Source organism: Granulicella sp. L56 (assembly GCF_009765835.1).
In the GTDB taxonomy this organism is placed as follows: domain Bacteria; phylum Acidobacteriota; class Terriglobia; order Terriglobales; family Acidobacteriaceae; genus Edaphobacter.
This window is the reverse complement of the sequence record NZ_LMUS01000006.1, coordinates 327,003-349,727: the sequence shown is the minus strand read 5'-3', so window position 1 is coordinate 349,727 and position 22,725 is coordinate 327,003. Positions and strand designations below refer to the sequence as shown.

The 22,725-nt window shown below is 53.7% G+C and carries 13 protein-coding genes; 9 read left to right on the top strand and 4 right to left on the bottom strand.

What is annotated here, in order from left to right; genetic code table 11:
- The first annotated feature begins 184 nt into the window (after nt 1-184).
- From GSQ81_RS09295 to GSQ81_RS09280, 4 genes are all read left to right on the top strand, one after another.
- Entirely contained in the window at nt 185-1,150 is a 966-nt protein-coding gene (locus tag GSQ81_RS09295; RefSeq protein WP_158910500.1) for an amidohydrolase, read from the top strand.
- Between the two features lie 391 nt (nt 1,151-1,541).
- Complete coding sequence (locus tag GSQ81_RS09290; protein WP_371715236.1) at nt 1,542-3,944, top strand: glycoside hydrolase family 2 TIM barrel-domain containing protein; 2,403 nt, start codon at nt 1,542-1,544, stop codon at nt 3,942-3,944.
- Between the two features lie 131 nt (nt 3,945-4,075).
- A complete protein-coding gene (locus GSQ81_RS09285; RefSeq protein ID WP_158910498.1) occupies nt 4,076-5,452 on the top strand; it encodes a Gfo/Idh/MocA family protein in 1,377 nt (458 codons plus the stop codon).
- A 4-nt stretch (nt 5,453-5,456) separates the two neighbouring features.
- On the top strand, nt 5,457-6,749 hold the full coding sequence (locus tag GSQ81_RS09280) for an MFS transporter (protein ID WP_158910497.1): 1,293 nt from the start codon (nt 5,457-5,459) through the stop codon (nt 6,747-6,749).
- Nucleotides 6,750-6,909: 160 nt separating this feature from the next.
- Here the strand turns inward: GSQ81_RS09280 and GSQ81_RS09275 are convergent, their stop codons facing one another.
- From GSQ81_RS09275 to GSQ81_RS09265, 3 genes are all read right to left on the bottom strand, one after another.
- A complete protein-coding gene (locus GSQ81_RS09275; protein ID WP_158910496.1) occupies nt 6,910-10,164 on the bottom strand; it encodes a carboxypeptidase-like regulatory domain-containing protein in 3,255 nt (1,084 codons plus the stop codon).
- Between the two features lie 457 nt (nt 10,165-10,621).
- Nucleotides 10,622-11,800, bottom strand: a complete 1,179-nt coding sequence (locus GSQ81_RS09270; protein ID WP_158910495.1) for an LLM class flavin-dependent oxidoreductase — start codon at nt 11,798-11,800, stop codon at nt 10,622-10,624.
- A gap of 442 nt (nt 11,801-12,242) precedes the next feature.
- Nucleotides 12,243-15,677 carry a carboxypeptidase-like regulatory domain-containing protein gene (locus GSQ81_RS09265; protein ID WP_254060096.1) on the bottom strand — a complete coding sequence of 1,145 codons (3,435 nt, stop codon included), beginning with the start codon at nt 15,675-15,677 and terminating at the stop codon, nt 12,243-12,245.
- Nucleotides 15,678-16,830: 1,153 nt separating this feature from the next.
- Between GSQ81_RS09265 and GSQ81_RS09260 the strand changes: the two genes are divergently transcribed.
- The 4 genes from GSQ81_RS09260 to GSQ81_RS09245 all read left to right on the top strand — a co-directional run bounded on the left by GSQ81_RS09260 (nt 16,831) and on the right by GSQ81_RS09245 (nt 20,805).
- Nucleotides 16,831-17,616 (top strand): ThuA domain-containing protein, encoded by a 786-nt coding sequence (locus GSQ81_RS09260; protein ID WP_254060095.1) that lies wholly within the window; start codon nt 16,831-16,833, stop codon nt 17,614-17,616.
- Nucleotides 17,617-17,695: 79 nt separating this feature from the next.
- The gene (locus GSQ81_RS09255) at nt 17,696-18,871 is read left to right on the top strand and encodes a Gfo/Idh/MocA family protein (RefSeq protein WP_158910492.1); all 1,176 of its coding nucleotides are present in this window, start codon (nt 17,696-17,698) and stop codon (nt 18,869-18,871) included.
- Between the two features lie 63 nt (nt 18,872-18,934).
- Complete coding sequence (locus GSQ81_RS09250) at nt 18,935-19,894, top strand: sugar phosphate isomerase/epimerase (RefSeq protein WP_158910491.1); 960 nt, start codon at nt 18,935-18,937, stop codon at nt 19,892-19,894.
- 44 nt (nt 19,895-19,938) lie between these two features.
- Entirely contained in the window at nt 19,939-20,805 is an 867-nt protein-coding gene (locus GSQ81_RS09245; protein ID WP_158910490.1) for a hydroxypyruvate isomerase family protein, read from the top strand.
- Nucleotides 20,806-20,887: 82 nt separating this feature from the next.
- Here the strand turns inward: GSQ81_RS09245 and murQ are convergent, their stop codons facing one another.
- Nucleotides 20,888-21,856: an N-acetylmuramic acid 6-phosphate etherase gene (gene murQ / locus GSQ81_RS09240; RefSeq protein WP_158910489.1), complete on the bottom strand. Its 969-nt coding sequence runs from the start codon at nt 21,854-21,856 to the stop codon at nt 20,888-20,890.
- 264 nt (nt 21,857-22,120) lie between these two features.
- Between murQ and lepB the strand changes: the two genes are divergently transcribed.
- Entirely contained in the window at nt 22,121-22,663 is a 543-nt protein-coding gene (gene lepB / locus GSQ81_RS09235) for a signal peptidase I (RefSeq protein ID WP_254060294.1), read from the top strand.
- Nucleotides 22,664-22,725: the final 62 nt, after the last annotated feature.

Genomic DNA, 22,725 nt, shown 5'->3' with positions numbered 1-22,725 from the left:
AGCATGATTCATGCCTGATTACGCTTGACGTGCCTTTGATCGTAATTCTTGTCTCGAAAACTTAAACTGCTATTGAGACATGAAGTGATCGCTCAATATGGCTCTATCGTGAATTGGCAAGAGCTCGTACCTCTTGGCCGAAAAATTTAATTTTGTTCTCATTTAGCGACACTGGAGTGTACATTTGCGGCGCAGAAATTTTCTAAAACTCGCGGCGTCCGCAGGTGCATCCTGGGCGACCAATCCGATTTTTGCCGCTGTCCCGGCAACACCGATTCCTATCATCGATGCTCACATTCATCTCTTCGACCCTCGCCGCCCCGGGGGGATTCCGTGGCCAGAGCCCAGCGATACCATCATCTACAAACCCGCGCTTCCAGATCATTATGAAAGTATTACGGCGCCGCTTGGAGTAGTAGGAGCCATTGCTGTCGAAGCCAGCCCTCTACTGAGTGATAACGACTGGGTGCTACAGGTCGCTGCCAAGAACCCCATAATTGTGGGGGTGGTTGGCGACCTAATACCCGGAGCACCGGATTATGCCAAAGAGTTAGAACGCCTCCACGCGAACCCTATCTTAGTAGGCATTCGCTACGGCAATCTCTGGAAGCGGGACCTGGGATTGGACTCGAAAAATCCCGAATTTATCTCAGGCCTGAAATTGCTCTCAGGATATGGCCTCGAATTGGACAGTGCTAACCCAGACAACGATCTGATTCGTGCGATCGCCGAGGTGTCGGACCAGGTTCCAGAGTTGCGCATCGTCATCGATCACTTACCCTCAGCTCCTATCCCGCCTCCCGGTGCTGCGCGTAACGAATACTGGTCGCATCTCCGCCACTGTGCAGGCAATCCAAACATCTTTATCAAGCTCTCGGAGATTCCCGTTAAAGTTGGCCAGGATGTCCCCAAAGACCCTGCCTATTATCGCGAGCGGCTCGATGTCATCTGGAACCTCTTCGGCGAGGATCGCATCCTCTACGGCAGTGACTGGCCAAACAGCGATCATCTGGCCACTTATGCGGATACACTTGCACTCGTACGCGGCTACGTTCTACAGAAAGGTAACGCGGCGTGCCAAAAGTTCTTTTGGAAAAACTCTATTGCTGCTTACAAGTGGCACCCAAGAAATGCAAACCAAAATCTATAAGCTGTGGCACGCGTAAAGCATCACGCCGCTGTGCAGGCGAGGATGTCCAACTCACCCAGCTTTGGACTGGGTTCCCGTTGGAACGCCACACAGCGAAAACAAAATTAAATCTCCAGATCTGACAAAGTATCGAATCTCAAATTCGGGAACTCAGTAACATCTAATGCGGAGATAGTAGATACTCCGCCGCACTAGAGGTTAGTGATGCATGAGCCTTTCCGATTCGAGGGAACACGTCCAAGGGGATTGGGAACGAGGACCGGCATAATTTGAAAATTGCCAGCACGGTACCGAATGAATAATCTCCTCCTTCCTGATAGAGTTCATTCAATCATGCCGATGACTAATTACCGACGTCATTCGTTCGATATGATTGCATCGTTCATAAGAGATGACAGGGCATTACGAAGGACTCGATATGTTTAACCGGCGCGATTTTATCCTGACAGGAAGTGCTCTTGGCACGCTTGCCTCAACATCAGCCTTGCAGACTTGGGGGGAAGCTCCTCTACCGTTTGCCGAAGGTTCCTCCCGCCATACAATTTCGCTGGATGATAAGTGGACTGTAGAGCGTTTATCGAATGTTACGCCTCAACAGCAATCGCTCGAAGAAGGCCAGCTTTCGCAAGTCACTCTGCCTCATTGTGTCAGCCCGCTATCCTGGCAGAGATGGGTTCCTTCCTCCTGGGAAGACCTCTGGCTTTATCGTCGTACTCTTCAGGTGCCTCAGGAGTTTCAGAGCCTACGCCTCTTCCTGCACTTCGACAGGATCATGGCAAATGCCACTCCGACAGTGAATGGCCATCCTTTGCCTCAGCATCTTGGGGGCTTCCTGCCATTTGAGCATGAGATCACGAGCCTTATCGCTGGACCGACTAACTCGCTCTCCATCACAGTGGATTCTCGTTGGAGCAACGTTCCGCCATCTGGCTCTTCCAAAGGCCCTGCATCGATTGATTACCTGTTGCCAGGAGGGATCTGCGGATCCGCGGAGCTGCGAGCAGTCCCGCAGATATTTATCAAAGATGTGTTCGCCAAACCTGTTAACGTTTTGAACTCCGACCGCCGATTGGAGATCAGTTGCAATATCGATTCGGGACTTGCCCGGTCGACGTCTGTTCGCTTGGTGGCCACGCTTCAGAAGGGCGAACGAATTGTCGCCCGTACTTCTCGAAGCGTGGACATTATGCCGAATCGTCAGGATGTCAGTCTGGTTCTTGGCGATTTGAAGAACGTGACGCTGTGGGATGTAGAAAAGCCTCACCTCTATGATTTGATCGTCACTCTCTTTGTCCGCGAATTGCCGCTCCATGCCTACAAGGTGCGGATCGGATTCAGAGATGCCCGTTTCGAATTGGATGGATTTTTTCTCAACGGCAAGCGGCTTCAACTTTTTGGGTTAAATCGGCACGAGCTATACCCCTACGTCGGCTTCGCGGCGCCAGATCGCGCTCAGCGCCATGACGCCGAATATCTGCGCCGCCAGTTGAACTGCAATATCGTTCGCTGCTCTCACTATCCACAGTCCGAGGCATTCCTCAACGCTTGTGACGAATTGGGGTTGCTCGTCTGGGAGGAGATTCCGGGTTGGCAATATATTGGTGACAAGAGCTGGCAGGACGTTGCACTTCAGAATGTAGAAGATATGATTCGCCGCGACCGGAACCATCCTTCGATCGTCATATGGGGAGTTCGTATTAATGAGTCTCCCAATGACCCTGTGCTTTATCGCCGAACCCGCGAGATAGCGAAATCGCTGGACGATTCGCGCCCGACCTCCGGGACGATGACTCCCTCATCCAGGAAGGATTGGCGTCAAAACTGGCACCAGGATGTATTTGCATTCGACGACTACCATGCGGCCGCCGACGGCAGCGTAGGCATCGATGAGCCCTTGCCTGGCGTGCCCTACGTGATCGCCGAAGCGGTTGGTCAGTATTCCTATGGCACGGCCAAAAACTTCATGCGACGATATCGCAGAGCAGGGAACCCAATAGAGCAGGCTGAGCAGGCCCTCTTACATGCCGAGGCGCACAGCAAGGCGGCCGCCAACCCACGTTGCAGCGGTGTGATTGCATGGTGTGCCTTCGACTATGCCAGCCTGATGAATGCATACTCGGGCGTGAAATGCCCCGGCATAGCCGACATCTTCCGGATTCCCAAGCTCGGCGCATCTTTCTATCTGGCCCAGGTCAACCCGTCCGTCCGGCTCGTTATCGAGCCGAGCTTCTATTGGGATTTTGGTTCGAACACGCCTTCCGGTCCGGGAAGGCGCGCCGCGATCTTTTCAAATTGCGATCACCTGGAAGTCTTTGTCGATGGCAAACTGCACGAGCGGCTAAAAGCTGACAAAGACACTTTTCCAAATCTCAAGTATCCTCCCTTCTTCGTTGATCTCAGCATGGATGGTGCGAGCAAGCCGGAGCTTCGTATCGACGGGTATCTCGGAAGCACCGTGGCGCTGTCACGCTCATTCTCGTCGAATGACACAACCGATCGGCTCTGGCTCCACGCGGACAATGCGGAGATTCGTGCAGATGGCACCGATGCGACTCGCGTGGCATTCGCGGCTGTCGATAAGTTTGGTACTGCTCGGGCTTTTGCAAAAGGGGAGATATACCTGCACCTGACCGGCCCTGGCGTAATTATCGGAGATAATCCCTTTTCCCTTGACGATAGCGGAGGAGTAGGTGCTATCTGGGTCAAGGGTGTGCCTGACAATCCGGGACGGATCACGCTTAACGCCAGCCATATGGCTTTAGGTAGTAGCTCGGTCAGTATTGATTCCAAGTAGGTCCGCAACTCTTTGCAAAATAGGTAGAGTAAGTTGACGGTGACCCTCCTATCCTCTATCGTTTGATCTATGTTCACGGTCGAAACGAATTATCTCCCGTGCTCTCAGGCTGCCCTCCGTAGCCTGTGTTGTTGTTGCGCCTGAAGACTGCCGCTGCTGCGCACTTATTCCTTTCAACCTTTCTCTTATTTTCCATTGGTGCAGCTCTATGCGTGCAGGGTCATTCAGAGTTTCATGAAGATTTACTCTTGTACCGGTCGCAAGATGCTCTATTCGCTCACCGCATTCCCAGCAATGAAAGAGGCATTCCCCGTATGGATAGAAGAAGATTTTTAGCTGCTGGCGTGGCCGTGGCGATGACGGCAAGATCGTATGGACAGATCCTCGGTGCAAACAACAAAGTTGGATTAGGCATCATCGGCGTTGGACGCCGAGGTCGCATCGTTGGCGGAGCATTTCTTGCCGATAAGCGAACCCGGTTGACTTCGATTGCGGACACATATGATGTGACCCGCCTGAAAGTACTGGCCGAGCTTCCGCCGGAGTTGCCGAAGCCAGCGGCTTATAACGCATATGAGGATCTACTGGCGCGCGAAGATGTCGATGCAGTGCTCATTTCCACTCCCGACCATCTACATGTTACCGTCGCGCAGGCGGCGCTCGCTGCGAAGAAGCACGTCTATCTGGAAAAGCCGACACTTCATCGCTGGCACGAAAAGGATGAGTTGATCAGGGCTGCTCAGCAGCAGAAGCGTTTGCTGCAATGCGGTATGCAGCAACGCAGTGGAGCGCATTACAAAAAGGCGAAGCAGGAATTTTTTGACAGCGGCAAGTTGGGTCAAGTTGTTCTGGCGCGTGCGGTGTGGCATGACTTCTCATGGCAGCGCCGCAATATTCCTGATGCTCCCAAACCACCGGGATTGGATTGGAAACGTTTCTTGGGACCGGCGCCTCATGTTCCCTATGAGACCGTTCGCTATGACTCGTGGCGCTATTTTCACGATTACGGAAACGGTCTACTCGCAGACATTCTGACCCACTGGGCAGATGTGGCCCAATGGATGTTGAACGACGTGTCTCCGCAGTCCGCATATGCTACGGGCGGTATTTATAGCCTGCACGATCAACGTGACAACCCCGATACGGTTAGTGCGGTTATCAAATATCAAAATTGGAACTTGAACTTTGAGAGTTCTGTGTTGCCGCTACGTGACGACCGGCCTTCTGTGCTGTTTGAGGGCACGAATGGCTTGTTGGAGCTCGCACGCGACGGATATACGTTCACTCCAATAAAGGGTGAAGTAGTTCGTGTTGACACGACGGAGAGTCTGGAGCGAGCCCACACAAAGAATTTCCTGGACGCCATTACACAAGGAGAAACTCTGAACGCTCCACTTGAGGCGGGTGTAGCTGCCTCCCTCCCAGTCCTGATGGCGGTAAAGTCATATTGGTTGAAGACTGCTGTAACATCGCCCGACGAAAGAATCCCAATTCGAAAGAGCAGCTAGAGAGATGATGCCTCAGGCCATATCTGAAACGCAGCACGACGCCGTCATTCATGCTGGGAGCAAGCGTCGATGGTTTGTTCTGGCTCTTCTCTTCGCCATTACTGTCATCAATTTTATCGACCGACAGACAGTATCTGTGCTTGCCCCGGTTTTACGCGAGGTGCTTCATCTCAGTAACGAGCAGTATGGCCGTGTAGTGGCGGCTTTCCAATTCGGCATGATGACGGGTGAATTGCCGATGGGCGCGCTGATGGATCGATGGGGCGTTCGCCTGGGTTTAATGGGCGCTGTGCTTTGGTGGTCCGGAGCAACAGGAATGCAGAGCCTGACACGCACGGGCACTCAACTCGGTTTGACTCGCTTCTGGATGGGTACCGGCGAGTGCGGAAATTACTCCGGCGGAATGAAGGTAGTCGCCCGCCTCTTTACAAAGAAGGAGCGCACTCTCGCAATCGGCATCTTCAACAGCGGTAGCATGATTGGGGCAACGATTGCCACGCCCTTGATTGTCTACTTGATGCGGCACTATGGGTTCCGTGCAGCATTCCTGCTATCGGCGTCGTTAGGCCTGCTTTGGATCCCTCTATGGTGGTTCATCTATCGTGATCCGGCCGGGGCAGGGCAGAAAGCTGCTACCTCCGAACTCGCACGAAACACATCATCATCAAGTGTTCCGCTACGCGATCTAATTGCGAATCGATCTTTGTGGGCGGTCATGCTCTGCCGCTTCTTTATCGGACCAGTAATGCAGTTTTACTGGTATTGGATTCCAAGTTATCTCTTCAGTGTGCGTCACCTCACCATGACCCAGCTTGGATTTTTAGGATGGATTCCATTTCTGTTGGGTGATGTTGGCGGTTTTGCTGGTGGGTGGTCTGCAGGATGGTTGCAGAGGCGGAATGTAAGCACATACAGAGTGCGTCAATTGACGATGTATTCCAGCAGCATTCTATGTATCGCAAGCTTGTTGGTACCTCATGCGGCAAGTATTGCCATGGCTTTTCTGTTGATTGGTGTCGCGATGTTCGCAGATAACTTTCTGTCTGCAAATATGTTTGGCAGCATGACCGACCTTTTTCAGGAGCATGAACTCGGCCGAGTAACCGGATTCTCCGGCGTTGCGGCAGGATTGAGCGGACTTCTCTTTCCGTTGTTGACAGGCGCGCTGGTCGATCGCTTTTCTTATGCGCCAGTGTTCTTTCTCGTCGCGTTGATGCCTTTGCTTGGAACGGTGGCGCTCTTTATTTTTGGACGGCAGGGCTATGCTCGAGAGAGCAATGGGTCTTCTAATGCCTAATTGGAACATCGCGAAGTGAGACTGTGGGAGCATTTGCAGCACCCAGTCACTCCCCGTTAGAATTTCAAAAACACGGCGATGTTTCTGCCCTCATTTACGGAGGAGGAACATCGCCATGTTTCTTGCTTTGTTGAAGGCTGTACGCGTATTCCGTGTAGCCTTAGAAGAGAATCTTAGCTCCGAACTGGAAGACTCGCGGAGAGCCGGAACTGGTGATCTGCCCGTAGGTTCCCGAAGAGACCGTGGACACGGGGTTGGAGAGATTGGTATGGTTCAAAGCATTGAATACCTCTGCCCGGAACTGCCCGTGGATGCGGCTTTGGTTGAAGACGTCCTTGAACAGAGACGCGTCGACATCTTCGTACCCTGGGCCTCGCAGCGAATTGCGGTGAACGTCACCGAAGGTACCTAAGGCGGCGGACGTAAAAGCGGCTGTGTTGAAATACTTCTGGATGCGGGTGTAGCCTGCGGGCCGGCTGGGATTGACGCCAGGAACTACATCGGCATAATCGTTGCCGATGCCGGAGAGCGACCGGTCTGTACCGCTTAAGACGGTGAATGGCAAGCCGGTTTGAAGGCTGATGATAGCGTTGGCCTGCCAACCATTCACGATCGCTCCGGTAAATTTGTTTACGTTGAATTTAGGCAACTGGTAGTTGGCGGAAGCATTGAAGCGTACATTCTGGTCGAAGTCCGCTGGACCGCGCGCGCTGTTGAGGTTCAAAGGATTTGGGGGGCCAGTGTTGCCTTCAGTCGCGCTCGACGTGTTGTCGATGGTCTTCGACCAGACAACATTCGAGAGCAGGGTCAGGCCGTGAGAGACGCGGCGGGTCACATTCAATTGCAGAGAGTTGAAGATTGCATACTCATACGAATCTGCAATCTCGACTGCTCCCAGTCCGGGATAAAGCTTGCGCGCGGTCTCGTTCCCTGCGGTTGCACCGGGGGCATAGATCGAAGGGTTGAACTGCCGCGATCCCATGATATGCAGGGCGTGATTGCCGACATAGGCTAGCGACATAGCTAAGTTGCTGCCAAACTGCTGCTCGACGGTGAGATTGTAGTCCTGCGTATAGCCGACCTTTGACTTGGGATTAAGAACGCCGCCCGAAAAGGGAAGCAGGAATTTGTATGTAGCAAACTGGTCCGTTGAGACGTGAGCGCGTGGGAAGGGATCGCCACCGGGATAACCGGCGTAGATATCGTCCCATGCCGGAGGATTGACGATATTGAGATAGAGGTTGATGGGTTGCGCGGCATCGGTTCGCTGATAGAGCAGCCCTTCGGGGAAACCGTAGAAGAGCCCATAAGCTCCGCGGACCACGGTCTTGCCCTCGCCTGCGACATTGTAGGCAAAGCCGATGCGCGGAGCGAAGTCTGTATAGTTTTTGCGGAAGATGGAAGGCTGAATGCCCGCGTCGCCGTTGAATACCAGGCCAAGAGGCGCGCCCGGCGCTATCGTAGACTGCACGCCCGGCTCAAAGCCGACGAGAGTCTCGTTGAGGTCAATGGGCGGAAGCCATGGGTCCCAGCGCAGACCGCCGTTGACGGTCAGGTTCTTCGTCCACTTCCAGTCATCCTGTACATAAAGCGCCGGCCTGTTCTCGCGAAGATAGAACTTGCGCCCATTGTCCTGAAAGAACTGAGAGTCGAGGCCAAGGTAGAAGTCGGCAAGTGCTGAGCCGCTCTTGGTGGTTCCAGTAGGTAGCGTTGCGCCAGCGGGAGCCGCCGTACGCTGTCCGTTGAAGGTGTTGTCTCCGGGAACGTAGGAGTAGTCGTTCGCGTTGATGCGCGTGCGCTCGAAGCTACCGCCGAAGCTGAAAGTGTGTGCGCCAAGCACTTTGACGATCTGCGCCTTGTACTCGAAGCTAGTCGGGTCCTGCGTTAGCGCGCCGCCGGAAAAGACATCGACGAAGCCGGAGATGTTAGCCCGGATGCCGGGAAAGATGGGAACGTTAGTGCCGAGCGGTACATTCTGTCCAAGGTCCTGCAAGGATTGCAGCCCCGGAGCCTCGGGAATCTGTGTGCGTGCAAAACGCCCTGCGCTGGCGTAGACCGTTGCCGTGAGCGTGTTGCTGAAGATATGCGTGTCGCTCAGTGTCAGGGACTGGTTGCGAAATAAATTCGCCGCGAAGAAGCCGAGGGGAGCATTAAAAGGTCGTTGAAAATTGTCTTGCACATAAAAGTAGCGCGTACTGAAGTGATTGTTACTACTGACCGCATGATCAACCTTGACCAGATACTGTGTTCTGTCGATGTTTGAGTTCGAGGTCGAGTTGAAGATACCGGTCGTCGGGTTCGAGGCCAAAGGCGTGAGATAGTTCTTCGCGACTGCTCCAGAGAGCGGATCAATGGCAGTTGGGATAATGTTGCCCGCGTAAGGCGTACTTGTCGTTGGATTGTAGATGGCGATGCCCTGGGCCAGCAGCGCGGAAAAATCTCCCTTCAACTCTGCTGCGGTTGGAACCTGAATGGAGATGGGATTCGGCGATGAGCGCTGCTGCATATCTTCAGCAGAGAAGAAGAAGAAGGTGCGGTCCTTGATGATTGGGCCGCCAACTGTGCCGCCAAATTGATTGAGTTTGAATGGAGGAACCGTCTGCTGGAAATAGTTGCGGGCATTCAACGACGTATTGCGAAGAAATTCGAACGCGGAGCCGTGGATCTTATTGCCGCCAGAGCGTGTTGAGAGTTGCACCAGGGCGCCTGCACCTGCATATTCCGCGCTGAAGTTGGCGGCCTGAATGGTGAACTCTTGCAGAGCATCTGGATCGGGCAGGATAGGCACGGAATCGAAGAAGCGATTGACGTAGAGCGCGCCATCGAGTTGATAGTTGTTCTGTGTGGCCCGAAGGCCATTCACTGCAAGTCCGGTGTTGTCCTGCTGGCCGGATTCAGTTCCAGTATTGGTGAGCACGGCACCGGGCGTGAGCGAGGTAAGCTGCAAGGGATTGCGCCCATTCAAGGGCAGATCCTGCATCTGCTTTTGGTCAACCGAGGTGGAGACAGTTGAGGTCGTTGTCTGGATTTGTTGCGTGTCGGCGCTTACCGTTACGGACTGACTCTGAGAGCCGATTGTAAGCGTGATATTCAGCCCTAGAATCTGGCCTGTGAGAAGGTTGATTGCTTCGCGCTTTTCGGTCTGAAATCCTGATTTGGCAATCTGAAGAGTGTAGGAGCCGATTGGCAGATCAGGAAAGACAAATAATCCCTCCCCGTTGGTCTCTCCCGTTCTACTTAGACCAGTGGCGGTATTTACGACAACTACGGAGGCTTCAGGGACAATGGATGCTGTCGGGTCACTGACCGTTCCGCGGATACTTCCCGTTGATTGGGAAAACAGGAGAGCTGCCGGATGTACGGATAGAAGTACAACAATCCCGGCAAGCAGAAGTTTGTGGAGCGTGGATTTCATGTCTTCCTCTCTAAATCGATAACCTGGGCAAAAAATAACTGCAAAATGTGTGGAACGTTGGCCTCTGAGTGCTGCAATTCTGTTTTGCTTGAACAGCCTTGCGGAGCCAGTCATGCTTGGCGTCTATTCATTTTTTTTGAAATTTCAAACAAAAGAAAAACCCACGAATCGCGCCATGCGCTGATACGTGGGTCCTGAGAATATCTAAGGTCGATCTACTTTGATCTGTTTAGATGAGAAAGGCTCCGACGCAACAGCGATAGTTACCCCTACAACATAGGTAACAAGAGCAGGCTGTGGTGTGCGTCAATCCCATGGTCTGAGATTAGATGTTTTGGGTAAAGTGGTCAAGATGAAAGGTGCAGCGGAGCAGGAAGAAGCTAAAACAGGGATCGTGGCCTAATTTAGCCAGACATCCTGTTTTAGTTACCATGGAGCAAGATTTTTTGCTGCTCGCTTAGCGTCTCTCACCAGTAGTTAATGGCGTAACGGGAAGCTGTTCCGTAAGTCGATTCTGAACGCGCGCCAGCCGGGTAGTTTCCAGTCGCGGCAGAACCCATTTTGCAAATCGCTCGCATTCGTCGATATGCGGATAGCCCGACAAGATGAAAGCTCTGAACCCCATATCAATGTAGCGTTGCAGCTTTGCGTAGACTTGATCCGGGTCTCCTACGATTGCGCTACCGCACCCCGAACGGGCCAGTCCAATTCCTGCCCACAGATTCGGTTCGAGATATAGATCAGTCGATTGGGCGCGCATCTCCTCTTGACGCGCGACGCCGACAGATGTCGAGTCCAGCGATCGTGCCTTGATCTCTTTTCCTTTTTCAAGATCGAGCTGAGAGATGAGCCGTTCAGCGGCTGCGTGCGCCTGCGCTTCAGTTTCGCGAACGATGACATGAATGCGCAGGCCGAAGTCGACTTGCCGTCCGAAAGAAGCTGCTTCGTCCGAAACCGACTGGATCGTTGCTGCCATCCTTTCTTCGGTTTCAGGCCACATCAGGTAGACATCGGAATGTTCAGCAGCAAGAGTTCGTGCGTCTGGAGATATTCCGCCAAAATAAAGCAGGGGTCCCCCGTTCTGCTGATAAGGCTTTACAGGAAGACTCTCAAGGTCAAAGTTGTAGAACTGACCTTTATATTGAATACGATCTCCAGTCCATGCCTGCTTAAGGATTTCGATTACTTCACGGCTTCGCTGATAACGGGTTGCGGAGTCAACCCGAGTCCCAGCCAAATCTGAAGAGATGATGTTAATGGTCAATCGACCCTGCAATATGTGATCGAGCGTCGAAATGGCGCGCGCCAGCATTGGCGGATGAACTTCGCCACAGCGGATGGCAACCAGTTGGGAGATCTGATCGAGGCTTGGCCCAACTGCCGCAGCAAAGGTCAGCGGATCTTGCCCAACTTCGTATCCACTTGGCAGCAGAATGTTTTGATAGCCCAGCCGATCCGCGATGCGTGCAATGTCGGAACAATGTTTAAAGCTGCTGCGAAGAGTTCCATCTGGTACGCCAAGAAGCTCATAGTCTTCCGAACAGATAGCGGAAAACCACGCAACCTCGACGGCTCGCGACTCTCCAGAGCGAATTTGAATCTTTGGTTTAGAACCTTCAACGGCCGGAGTCTGCATTGATCTGCTTTCAAACATGGAATAGATGGATAACGAAAATCCCCTCAGGGCTGAAGGGATATTCGCTAGCTCTCAATGAATACACTATAACTTTTGATTGCATCGACGGAACTTCGATGGTGTCTCCGATCTCATTGCTCCCGTATCTTTCTGAAGCCAGAAAGACACCTGATTGAGCTGATGCGCTAAAGCTTCATAAACGCGAAGCCTTCTGAGCCAGCCTCCACCAGTCTGATTCTGCAAGGGGGCGCGCTTCGGTGAGAACGAAATTATGAAGGGGATGGACAACCAGACATCCTTCACACCATGCAAAGATCGAAGCGACGATCAAGGCGGCGAAGGTATTTCGTGATATGCAGCAAAGGGATCGAGAATCTCATCTCCCTTTGCTGCATTGATGAAGGGTGCGACAGCTTCCAGCGGTGATGATGGAAGCCGCTGGTTAGAAGTTGAACTTGACCGATCCCTGGAAGAGCCTGGCGTTGGTATTTGCTGCCAAAGCTGAGATCTGGCCGAAGGTGGATGACGAGAGACCTGCGGTTGGAGTAGCGAAGATTGGGTGGTTCAACACATTGAAGGCTTCCAGTCGGAAGGTTGCGTTCAGTCTCGAGTAAATGGGGAAGATACGGGAGACCTGTGCGTCGAATTGGAAGGTTCTGGGTCCCTGGAAGGCGTTTCTGCTGATGGTTCCGTATGTGCCATATCCGGCACAGGTCAGCGGTGTAGCGCCCGATGGGCAGACCTGAGCAAAGGCTGCCGAGTTCAGATAACCGCGATTCCCCGAGCCGGTTCCGGAGCGGAGAGACTGGTGAGTATAGATCGAAGTTCCGGATACAAGGTTGGGGCGATCATTGCCGACGTCGGTGTAGGAGTTGTCCACACCGGACGTGACGTTGAATGGCGCACCGCTGGTGATATGGACCAGCGGTGCGAACTCCCAGCCATTCGCCGCAAGCCTGGTAAGACGATTGGTGAGGTGAAAGTCGCTCTTGGTAACCAGAACGATATTTTCTACGTTACGGTAGTCGGAGCCGCATGGGCCGTAGTCCAATCCGGGGTTGTTTGGGTTTTCCACGCTTCCGCCAGCGTAGTCGCCTGCGGCATCGTTGATGTTCATGCACTTGGACCACGTGTAGTTGGCCATGAAGCTGAAGGTAGAGGAGAGGCGATGCTGAACAGAGGAGATGAGGCCGTTGTAGTTGGACATGCCAGTGTCGTTGACGAGGTTTGAACCGGCGCCCCCGCCCTGATACTGGTTACCCTGAGAGGGATTCTGCATCGTGAGGTAGAAACGCTGGGCCTGGTTAGCGGTTGTGGAGCAGGGCGTGTTGACCTTGCCGGCTGGTTTGCCGGCAGGGCCGGTCAGGACGACGCTCGAGCAACCGGTACCGCTTGCGCCCCAGACGCCCGGGACGAAGACGGCCGGACTAAGGGGGGTGCCCATGGGAGCGTGTACGGTGTGGCTACCGATGTACTGGAGCTGAGCTTGCCATCCGCGGCCAAACTGGTGCTGTACGCTGGCAGTCCATTGTTCGGTGTAGGAGGGGCGGAACTGTGTGGGTAGCACGATGTACTGCGACTGGGCAAAGAACTGAGCGGTAGCCGGATTGGGGATGACGGGTTGGGGGAACGGGCTGGTTGTGGTCTGGCCGACAGACCAGGGGCTGGTGAAGCTCATAGGGCCAGAGGTACTCGTCTGGGTCTGGCTGATTGCTGTGGCATAGGGAGGATTCTGTTGATTTCGCTGTGCGGTGAAGAAGTTGACCTGGTCGTAGGCCATTTCAAAACCGGCTCGCAGGACCGTACTGCCGTTGCCAGTGGGATCGTACGACGCGCCGAAGTTGGGTGAGAACTGCCAGGGCGCGTTCTTGGTGAACTGCCGCGAAACACCCTTATCTCCGTAGAAAAATGCTCCAGCCGGAGCGTTGGGATAGACGGAGCTGGTTTGGCCGCCGAGAAAGGAAGCCATGTTGAAGACGATGCCGCGGTTGAAGTAATCGACAGGCATAAAGGATGGGCTCCAGCGGAGCCCGGCAATGACGGTCAGACGGCTGGTGGCGTGAAAGGTGTCCTGCGCATAGAGGCTGGGGATGGGACCGCGCAGGGCATTCTGCTGCTCTTTGCTTTGTTGGAAGGAGTACATGGCTCCCTGGAGGAAGTCGAGATTGGCGTCACCGACCGACGATCCGCCGTTGGGCCCGTTCGAGCTATAGACGCCCTGGAAGGTGAAGACTCCGTTGCCCTCATAGACGTTGGCGATATTGAGTTGGTTCTGGACCCACTGGCCTCCGAAGACAAACTGGTGCTTGCCGCGCACCATCGTGACGTCATCATCGACGGCGAGGGTGTTGTCGTTGAAGTGGGATACAGAGTTGGTGCCGCCGCCGATCGTAAATTTGTTGGTCGTCGTCAGTTGCAGACCGTTGGGCTGGTATTGATAGAGATTGATGCCCAGTGTAGTGGCATTGATGTCGCTGGTATTGTATCCACGGTTGTTGCGGCGACGCAGGATGGTGAGGTGAGCAGTATTCACAGTGTTGCTGCTGATGGTATAGGCCTCACCCATCGTGAAGGTCTGAACGCGCTGGAGGTTTCCAGATTGGGTGGTAATGAGGATGTTGGTTGGAGAGAAGAAGGCCGGGGCCTGATACCCGTCGATGAAATAGCGGGCGTAGAAGTTGTTCCTCTGGTTGATGGTGTAATCGACGCGGGTGACGAACTGGTTGTCAGAGGTTTGAGAGGGAATGGCGTAGGAGACATCACCGCAATTGTCGGTGTCGTAAGAAGGATCGATTGCGGGCAGATATTTCTCAAGCGCGAGCGCCTGTGCGTTATAGGCTGGCGCGCTCGCATATTTGTTGCCCGGAAGAGCCGCGCCGGTGAGAGGGTCTACCAGTTGGGTATAGACCGTATTGCAGGAGCCGGCAGGTGTTTTGCTGCCTACAGGGTGAGCTGCGGTGGCGACGGGATCGGTAGTAGAAAAATCTCCCGCGAGATTGGCAGCCGTCGGAATAATGGCTTTGGTTGCCGCCTGCGATTGGGAGGCGGAGGTGCGCTGATATGCGGCGAAGGCAAAGAGCTTGTTCTTGATGATTGGACCGCCGAAGGTGCCCCCGTACTGGTTTTGATGCAGAGTATCTTTCGAGGTGGAGAAGAAGTTGGTGGCATCGAGGTAGTTGTTGCGGATGAACTCAAAGGCAGAGCCGTGGAAGGTATTTGTTCCCGAGTGTGTAACCACGTTGACCATTCCGCCGGTGTGCATGCCATCCTGAGCACCGAGCCCCGCGGCTTCGACGCTGAACTGGCTGACAGCGTCGGGGAAGGGGAACGGTAGGTTGCCGTTAGCCATGTAATCGTTGTTGTCGCCGCCGTCGAGCCGCCACATGGTGGTATTGCCCATGCCGCCCGCGATGGAGATGGATATGGTCTGGTATGAATATTTGCTACCGGTGAAGTCGCCGGCTGGAGCTGCGGTTGAGCCTCCCGAGAGAGTAATGAGGCCAGTCATCTGGCGTCCATTGAGAGGCATCTCCGTCATTGTCTGGCTGTCGATCGTCTGCTTGAAGGTGGTGTCTTCTGTCTGGAGAGCGAGGCCGTTGGACCTGACCTCGACCTTTTCGTCCGCAGCGCCGACCGTCATCTTTACACTGACGGAGATGCTGCTGCCGACTTCGAGGACGATGTGGGTCTGGGTGTAGCTCTGGAAACCGGCCTCTGTGACCCCGAGGGTGTAGGTGCCGATAGGAATATTAGGAAAGGTGTACAGACCACTGCTGGCACTATTCGCTGTGCGCTGAATATGGGTCGCGTTATCGGTGAGCGTAACCGCCGCATTGGCAATGACGGCGCCCGTTGCGTCGGCGACTGTGCCCTGCAAGCTCGCCGTTCCGGCGTTCTGGGCGTGCGCAGATGGCAGGTTGCATAGGAAAAATGCAGCAAAAATGATCAGTGAAGCGGTTCCCCGAAAAACCAGGCTTTGAAACTTATGACTTGGCATCGATCTGTCCTCGCAATACAAATTAGGAAGAAATAGTTTCTAAATACTCGTTGACAACCTTAAAGTGGTAGTACCAGATGCGGGAAGGAATATAGGTTGCTGAAGAGCGAGTGTCAATAGAAATCGCTTTTGCTGAAAATTATTGAGTGCAATTCGTCAGGATGGATGCAGTGGATGCCGGATAGTCAATAAGATCAATAGCTTATGGAGATGGCGTACAGAAAGCGAAGGCGCTATTGCCATGTGTCGGATTGGAGATGCGGGCGTCGCGGGGTCAACAAAGAGGGAGGTATGCGATTGCTGGAGTTGCTGTCGAAGTGAGTTGCGATAGGGAGAGCAGGAGTCAAAACGAGGTCAGACCAGAAAATGCCATCGTCGTGGCTATCAGTGAGAGTACTGCATTTCCAAAAGGGGTGGGAGCGCGCCGCTGTTTCAATGAAAATGAATATATCGAGAGAGAGATACGATCGGGCGCTGATATCGAAAGATCAGATAGCCATGCTTTACTACCTCAATGATTTTCTGTAGACGGTGTATTGGATCAAGGCGCTTCGAATAACGTCGGACGAATTAAGGTTCACGCATCGTGTTCCGGTCAGAGGGAAAGTTGGCTAAGATCAAAGTTCGAGATGTTTCTCAATCTCGGATTGAAGTACCGGCCAACGGAATCTTGAAGTGTGTTGTCCAGCGCATAGATGCTCTGTAGATTTCATAGGGAGACATCGATAGCGTGCGGAGCCATGCTGATGTCTTTATAAAACGGGACAGATTGACACGTCCCGGCTTATTCCATAGGGTGTTTGTGGCAGGCATCAGAGCGCGGCAGCTACACGCAAATGAATCGCTGGCAGGAGAAGCATCGATTCGACGGATACGGTCTGAATGAAGTGTCGAGCAAATGAGATTGAATGATTTTTTTGCTATTGAAGGAGATTATGTGCGCCGTTCCTGGAAGCTTGTATCGCTCTCTACCTCTCTATTAGTTGTTTGCTCGGTTTTTCTGGCTTCGGCAAAGGCTCAGATAGCATCAAACTTGACGCCTCCCCCTCCTCACGCAAAGCAGATTCACCTGAAGCATGTTCTGGTCATCGGCCAAACCAAGGGTTTTGAGCACGATTCCGTCTCCGATGCGATGGCTGCCATCTACAAGATGGGGCATGACAGCGGTTTGTGGGACACCACGATGCGAACGGACACCGAACTGCTGACTAAGAAAGACCTCGGTAGAAATACGAAGAACCTTAATTATTTCGACGTCTTGATCTTCGCCAGCACGACTGGCGAACTGGATATGGACGCGAGCCAGAAACAGGACATGATGTCCTTCATTAAAGAGGATGGAAAGGGCTTTGTCGGCATCCATGCAGCACTGGACACAAACTACACCTGGCCTGAATACGGGGAGATGATCGGCGGCTGGTTCGATCAGCATCCGTGGTTTACGTTCAATGCGCCCATCATCAATGAGGATCCTTCTTTCCCTGCGGTGCGCCACTTTCCGGCTGCGTTCGTGAAATATGACGAGATCTACCAACCCAAGGCTTGGTCGCGCGACAAGGTAAACGTTCTTCTTAGCCTCGATTCTTCGAAGTTGGACTACTCGAACAATCCTCGTATTCACAGGGCAGACCATGATTTCCCGGTTGCCTGGTCAAAGATGTACGGGAAGGGAAGGGTCTTCTATTCGACCCTGGGGCACACCGAAGAGTCTTGGGACGATCCTGACATTCAGAAGATGTATTTTGAAGCAATCAAGTGGGCCTTGGGCATGACTGACGGCAGCACGGCTTCTCATCCACGTCCGGCGCCGCAGCACTAACGCAACTGGGTACTATTTTAGAAGGACAACGCGCGCCTGAGCGTAGCGGTCTTGCTCGCTCAGGCGTGAGGGAAGTGTTATGAGAACAATTGGAATGGGCCTGGTTGGGCCCGGATTTATAGCGGCGCACCACATCGATGCGGTGAGAAGACTGGGAGACGTTGAGGTGGTCGCCATTGCCGGCTCATCGGAGCAGTCGGCAAAGCGCAAGGCACAGGAATATAAAGTTGACCGCGCCTATGGAGATTACAAGGCACTGATCGCCGACCCGGAGATCGCCGTCGTCCATAACACCACGCCCAATCACCTGCACTTTCCTGTGACGATGGCGGCGCTGGAAGCGGGCAAGCACGTTATCTCCGACAAGCCGTTAGCACTGAATGTTGACGAAGCGCTTAGATTGCGTGATGCTGCCCTGGCCGCCGGGGTGGCGCATGTGGTCACCTTCAACTATCGGGGAAACCCTCTCGTCCAACAGGCGCGATCCATGGTCGCAAGCGGCGAGTCGGGGGGCGTCAACTTTGTCCATGGCTACTATCTTCAGGACTGGATGACCGATCCAAATGTCTACTCCTGGAGATCCGATCCGGCGAAAGGTGGAGCAAGTTCGGCGCTTGGAGATATAGGCTCCCATTGGTGCGATCTTGCCGAGCATATGTCCGGGGTCAAGATAGATTCCGTTCTCGCCGATCTGACCACCGTCGTTCCGATCCGCTTCTCCGCGGGAGCATCTGCTGAGGCGTTCTCCCTGAATCAATCCGGCGATCGCACCCCCATCAATGTGCAGAGCGAAGATCTGGCAAGCGTGCTGCTTCGATTCAGTAATGGAGCCAAAGGTGTCCTTTCAGTTGGCCAGGTACTTCCGGGACATAAAAACGATTTGCAACTTGAAGTGAACGGACGAAAGTTATCTTTGAAGTGGCGGCAGGAAGAGCAAAACGAGCTTTGGATCGGGCGGCATGACCGGCCGAATGAGATGATGGCAAAAGATCCTTCGCTCGTCTCACCAGATGTTCGCCGCTACGTTCATCTGCCTGGCGGGCATCAGGAATCATGGACAGACGCATTCTGGAATCTCATTCGCGATGCATACCACTGGATTCGCGAGGGCGCGGCTCCGGCGGCGAAGCCGGAGATGCTGCCGACCTTTGAGGATGGGTACAGATCGGCGTGCGTCATTGATGCGATGCTCAAGAGCCATGCAGCCGGTGGGGTATGGCAGAAGGTCCACTACATCGCCGCTGGAGAAAAATAGCTCAGATGTCGGGCTAATAAACTGGCCTTTCGAACCTTATCTGCATAATTTAGGAGCAACAGAATGAAACTTGGAGTCTTCACGCCGCTATTGGCTCAACTCCCCCTCGAAGCCGTTCTCAGCAAGTTGAAGTCTCTCGGCATCAGCACCGTAGAGCTGGGAACAGGGAACTACCCGGGCGATGCTCATTGCAAGCTCTCGATGTTGGAAGATGCTTCAGCGCTGAAGGAGTTTCAGCGAAAGCTGGAGGACAACGGATTCAGCATCAGTGCACTGAGCTGCCACGGAAATGCGCTGCATCCCGATAAGGCGCTTGCAAAACAAGCGCAAGAGGTTAGTCGGAAGACGATTCTTTTAGCTGAAAAACTTGGTGTATCGACGGTTGTCGATTTTTCAGGGTGCCCTGGAAACTCTCATGAGGCGACAGCGCCCAACTGGGTCACCTGCCCGTGGCCACCGGAGTATCTCCAGATTCTTGACTGGCAATGGAAGGAAGTTGTTGAGCCGTACTGGGTCAAACATGCAGCGTTTGCCGAGCAGCATGGAGTGAAGATCGCAATTGAGATGCACCCGGGGTTTGTTGTCTATAGCCCGGAGACGATGTTGCGGCTGCGCTCGATTGCAGGGCCCTCTATCGGATGCAACTATGACCCCAGCCATATGTTCTGGCAGTCGATTGACCCCATTGCGGCAATCCGCGTTCTTGGCGATGCCATCTTCCACGTACATGCCAAAGATACGCAGATGTATTCAACGAATCTGCCAAAGACCGGTGTCCTCGATACCAAGCCTTACACCGACGAACTGAACCGAGGATGGATCTTCCGCACCTGCGGTTTTGGTCACGGAGCGGAGTGGTGGAAAGAGTTCGTCTCTACGCTCAGGATGTACGGATACGACAATGTGCTCTCGATCGAGCACGAGGATAGCCTTCTTTCATCAGAAGAAGGACTCACAAAAGCTGCGCGCTTTCTCGACGAGATTGTGCTGAAAGAAAAGCCGACTGCCCCATGGTGGGCATGATGCAACTTCGCTGACATTTTCTACCTTCATTTACAGGATTATCTATGGCTATCCTCTCTCGTCGTCGCTTGATTCAAGGTACCGTTGCAGGAACAGTTGCCGCGTATGCTTCGCAAACTGCCTTTTCGCAAAGCGATGCGCCTATTCAACGAAAAGGGCGCATCCATCAATCGGTCTGCCGCTGGTGCTATCAGAAGACTTCGATTGAAGATCTCTGCGCCTACGCTGCACATATTGGTTTGAAAGCTATCGATCTGCTGAATCCGGACGAGTACGAGATTCCTCGGCGATATGGCCTTATCTGCAGTACGGGATACGCGGGCGGCGGCGACATTCCAAATGGCCTCAATCGAATAGAGAACCACGAAAAAATAGAAGCGGCATTTCGCCAGAATATTCCTTTGGCTGCGAAGGCTGGCGTGCCGAACGTTATTACCTTTTCCGGCAATCGCAAGGGTATGTCAGATGAAGAAGGTGCTCGCAATACGGTGATCGGGCTGAATCGCCTGAAGAAGATTGCCGAGGACAATAACGTCACGATCTGTGTGGAGTTGCTCAATAGCAAGGTGAACCATAAGGACTACATGTGTGACCATACCGCGTGGGGCGCGAATGTCATGCAGCAGGTCAACTCCCCCCATGTGAAGCTGCTGTATGACATCTATCACATGCAGATTATGGAAGGCGATCTGATCCGAACCATACAGGAGAACATTCAGTGGATCGGCCATTTCCACACTGGCGGCGTTCCCGGGCGGCATGAGCTTGACGATACACAGGAAGTGCAGTGGGACGGAGTGATGCGCGGAATTCTCGCCACAGGATTCCAAGGGTATGTTGCCCATGAATTTCTGCCAACACGCGATCCATTCACATCGCTGCGACAGGCAGTCAACCTATGCGATGTATAGCGACATCTTTGATGTCGCCTCTCCGATCTCCGAAGGGCGTGAGATATTCCTGTGCGGCGAAGCTAGTTAGGGGACGAAGGTTCTAGAGTTCCAGCTTTGAGTCGTCGATGGCGAGCCTGACATTGCCGTCGGACTTGGTCAGTCGGCGTACGGCTTCCATCTTGTCCACATTGGCTTTGAGCATGACGACCGCAATGGGAATGGATTTTCCTGCGGACTTGATGGTGCGGATTGCTGTGTCGCGGTCGATCTCGCAGACTTTCATCAGCACACGAATGCCGCGTTCGACCAGCTTCGCATTCTTCATGTGTACATTGACCATGAGATTGTCGTAGACGTAGCCGAGGCGAGTCATAGCGCCGGTCGTGATCATGTTGAGGATCATCTTCTGGGCGCTCGCCGACTTCATGCGGGTGCTGCCAGAGAGGACTTCTGGCCCTACCTCAGCGATGATCGTGGTGTCTGCTGCGTCGGAGAGCGGGGTGTTGAGATTACATGTGACGGCTGCGGTTTTAGCGCCACGGGCACGGGCATACTCCACCGCACCAACGACATAAGGGGTACGGCCGCTGGCGGAGACGCCGATGACGATGTCCTTGCGGGTTGGCCGCCGACGGGCGATGTCGCGCTGGCCGATCTCAGGAGAGTCTTCGTTGACATCAGAAGCAGAGGCAAGGGCCTTCGGACCTCCCGCCATAATGTACTGGACTTGCGAAGGAGAGGTGGAGTAGGTTGGTGGGCACTCCGAGGCATCGAGGGAGGCGATGCGGCCACTGGAACCGGCCCCGACATAGATGAGGCGACCACCATCCCGGAGAGATCTGGCCACGGTATCAATGACAATGGCAATCTCGGGCAGCGCCTTTTTGACGGCTGCGGCGATCTTGGCGTCTTCGTGATTGATGATGCGTGCGATCTCAAGGGCGGATTTTGTATCCAGGCCTTCAGAAGCTACATTCGCAGTCTCCGTCGTGAGATCGTGAAATTCCAAGGGAGCGCGATTTCCGGGTTTTGGTGTTGGGGGCTGCTCGAGCATGGTAAGGGTAGCCATAAGTGTGTCGCTGCGCTTCTCAATTTCAATTCTAGCCCCATCGCCCTTCGATGTGACAGAAAGGTTGTGTGGGCTGCTGTTGTAATGATTTTATGATCAACTACATAAGATGCAAAGCATCGCAATTTGTTTGCCTTGCAGTGCAATGAAGACGTGTGCTATGAGTCAGTTGGTTGGGCCAGGTACCGGCGAGGCCTTTGCCGCGTCTAAATAATTGGAGGGAGCGGAAATATCGTGCAGAGTGACGAACGGAAGCCGGAAGGGATTGAAGAAGGAAAGAATTTAGAACGATCCGGCAAAGGGGGCTTGCGGTCATGGCTGCGAGATTTGGTGGTTTCCGTCGCAGTGTCGGCTTTCATCATCATCTTCCTCTATCAGCCGGTGCGGGTCGAGGGGACCAGCATGTTGCCTATGCTGAAGGACCAGGATCGGCTCTTCATCAACAAGATGGTCTATCGAGTGGAAGATATTCGGCGCGGCGACGTCGTCGTTTTTCTTTATCCTCACGACCACTCGAAGAGCTACATCAAGCGAGTCATCGCGTTGCCTGGCGATGACCTGCGAATTGACCATGGCGAAGTCTACGTGAATCACAAGCGCGTGATGGAAACATATGTGCCTGTTCGGTTTGAGGATGAACGCTCAGAGCCGGAGACGGTGATACCACCGCACGAGTATTTCGTGATGGGAGACCATCGTTCGATCTCGAGCGACAGCCGGGATTTCGGTCCGGTGGCTCGAAATTTGATCTATGGCAAGGCCGCGTTTGTGTACTGGCCTATGGATCAGGCTGGAGTGGTACGGTAAGCGCTGCCAGCCTATTTGCGCAAAAAGATGCCGCGTCGACTGAGAGGTCAGCGCGGCATCTT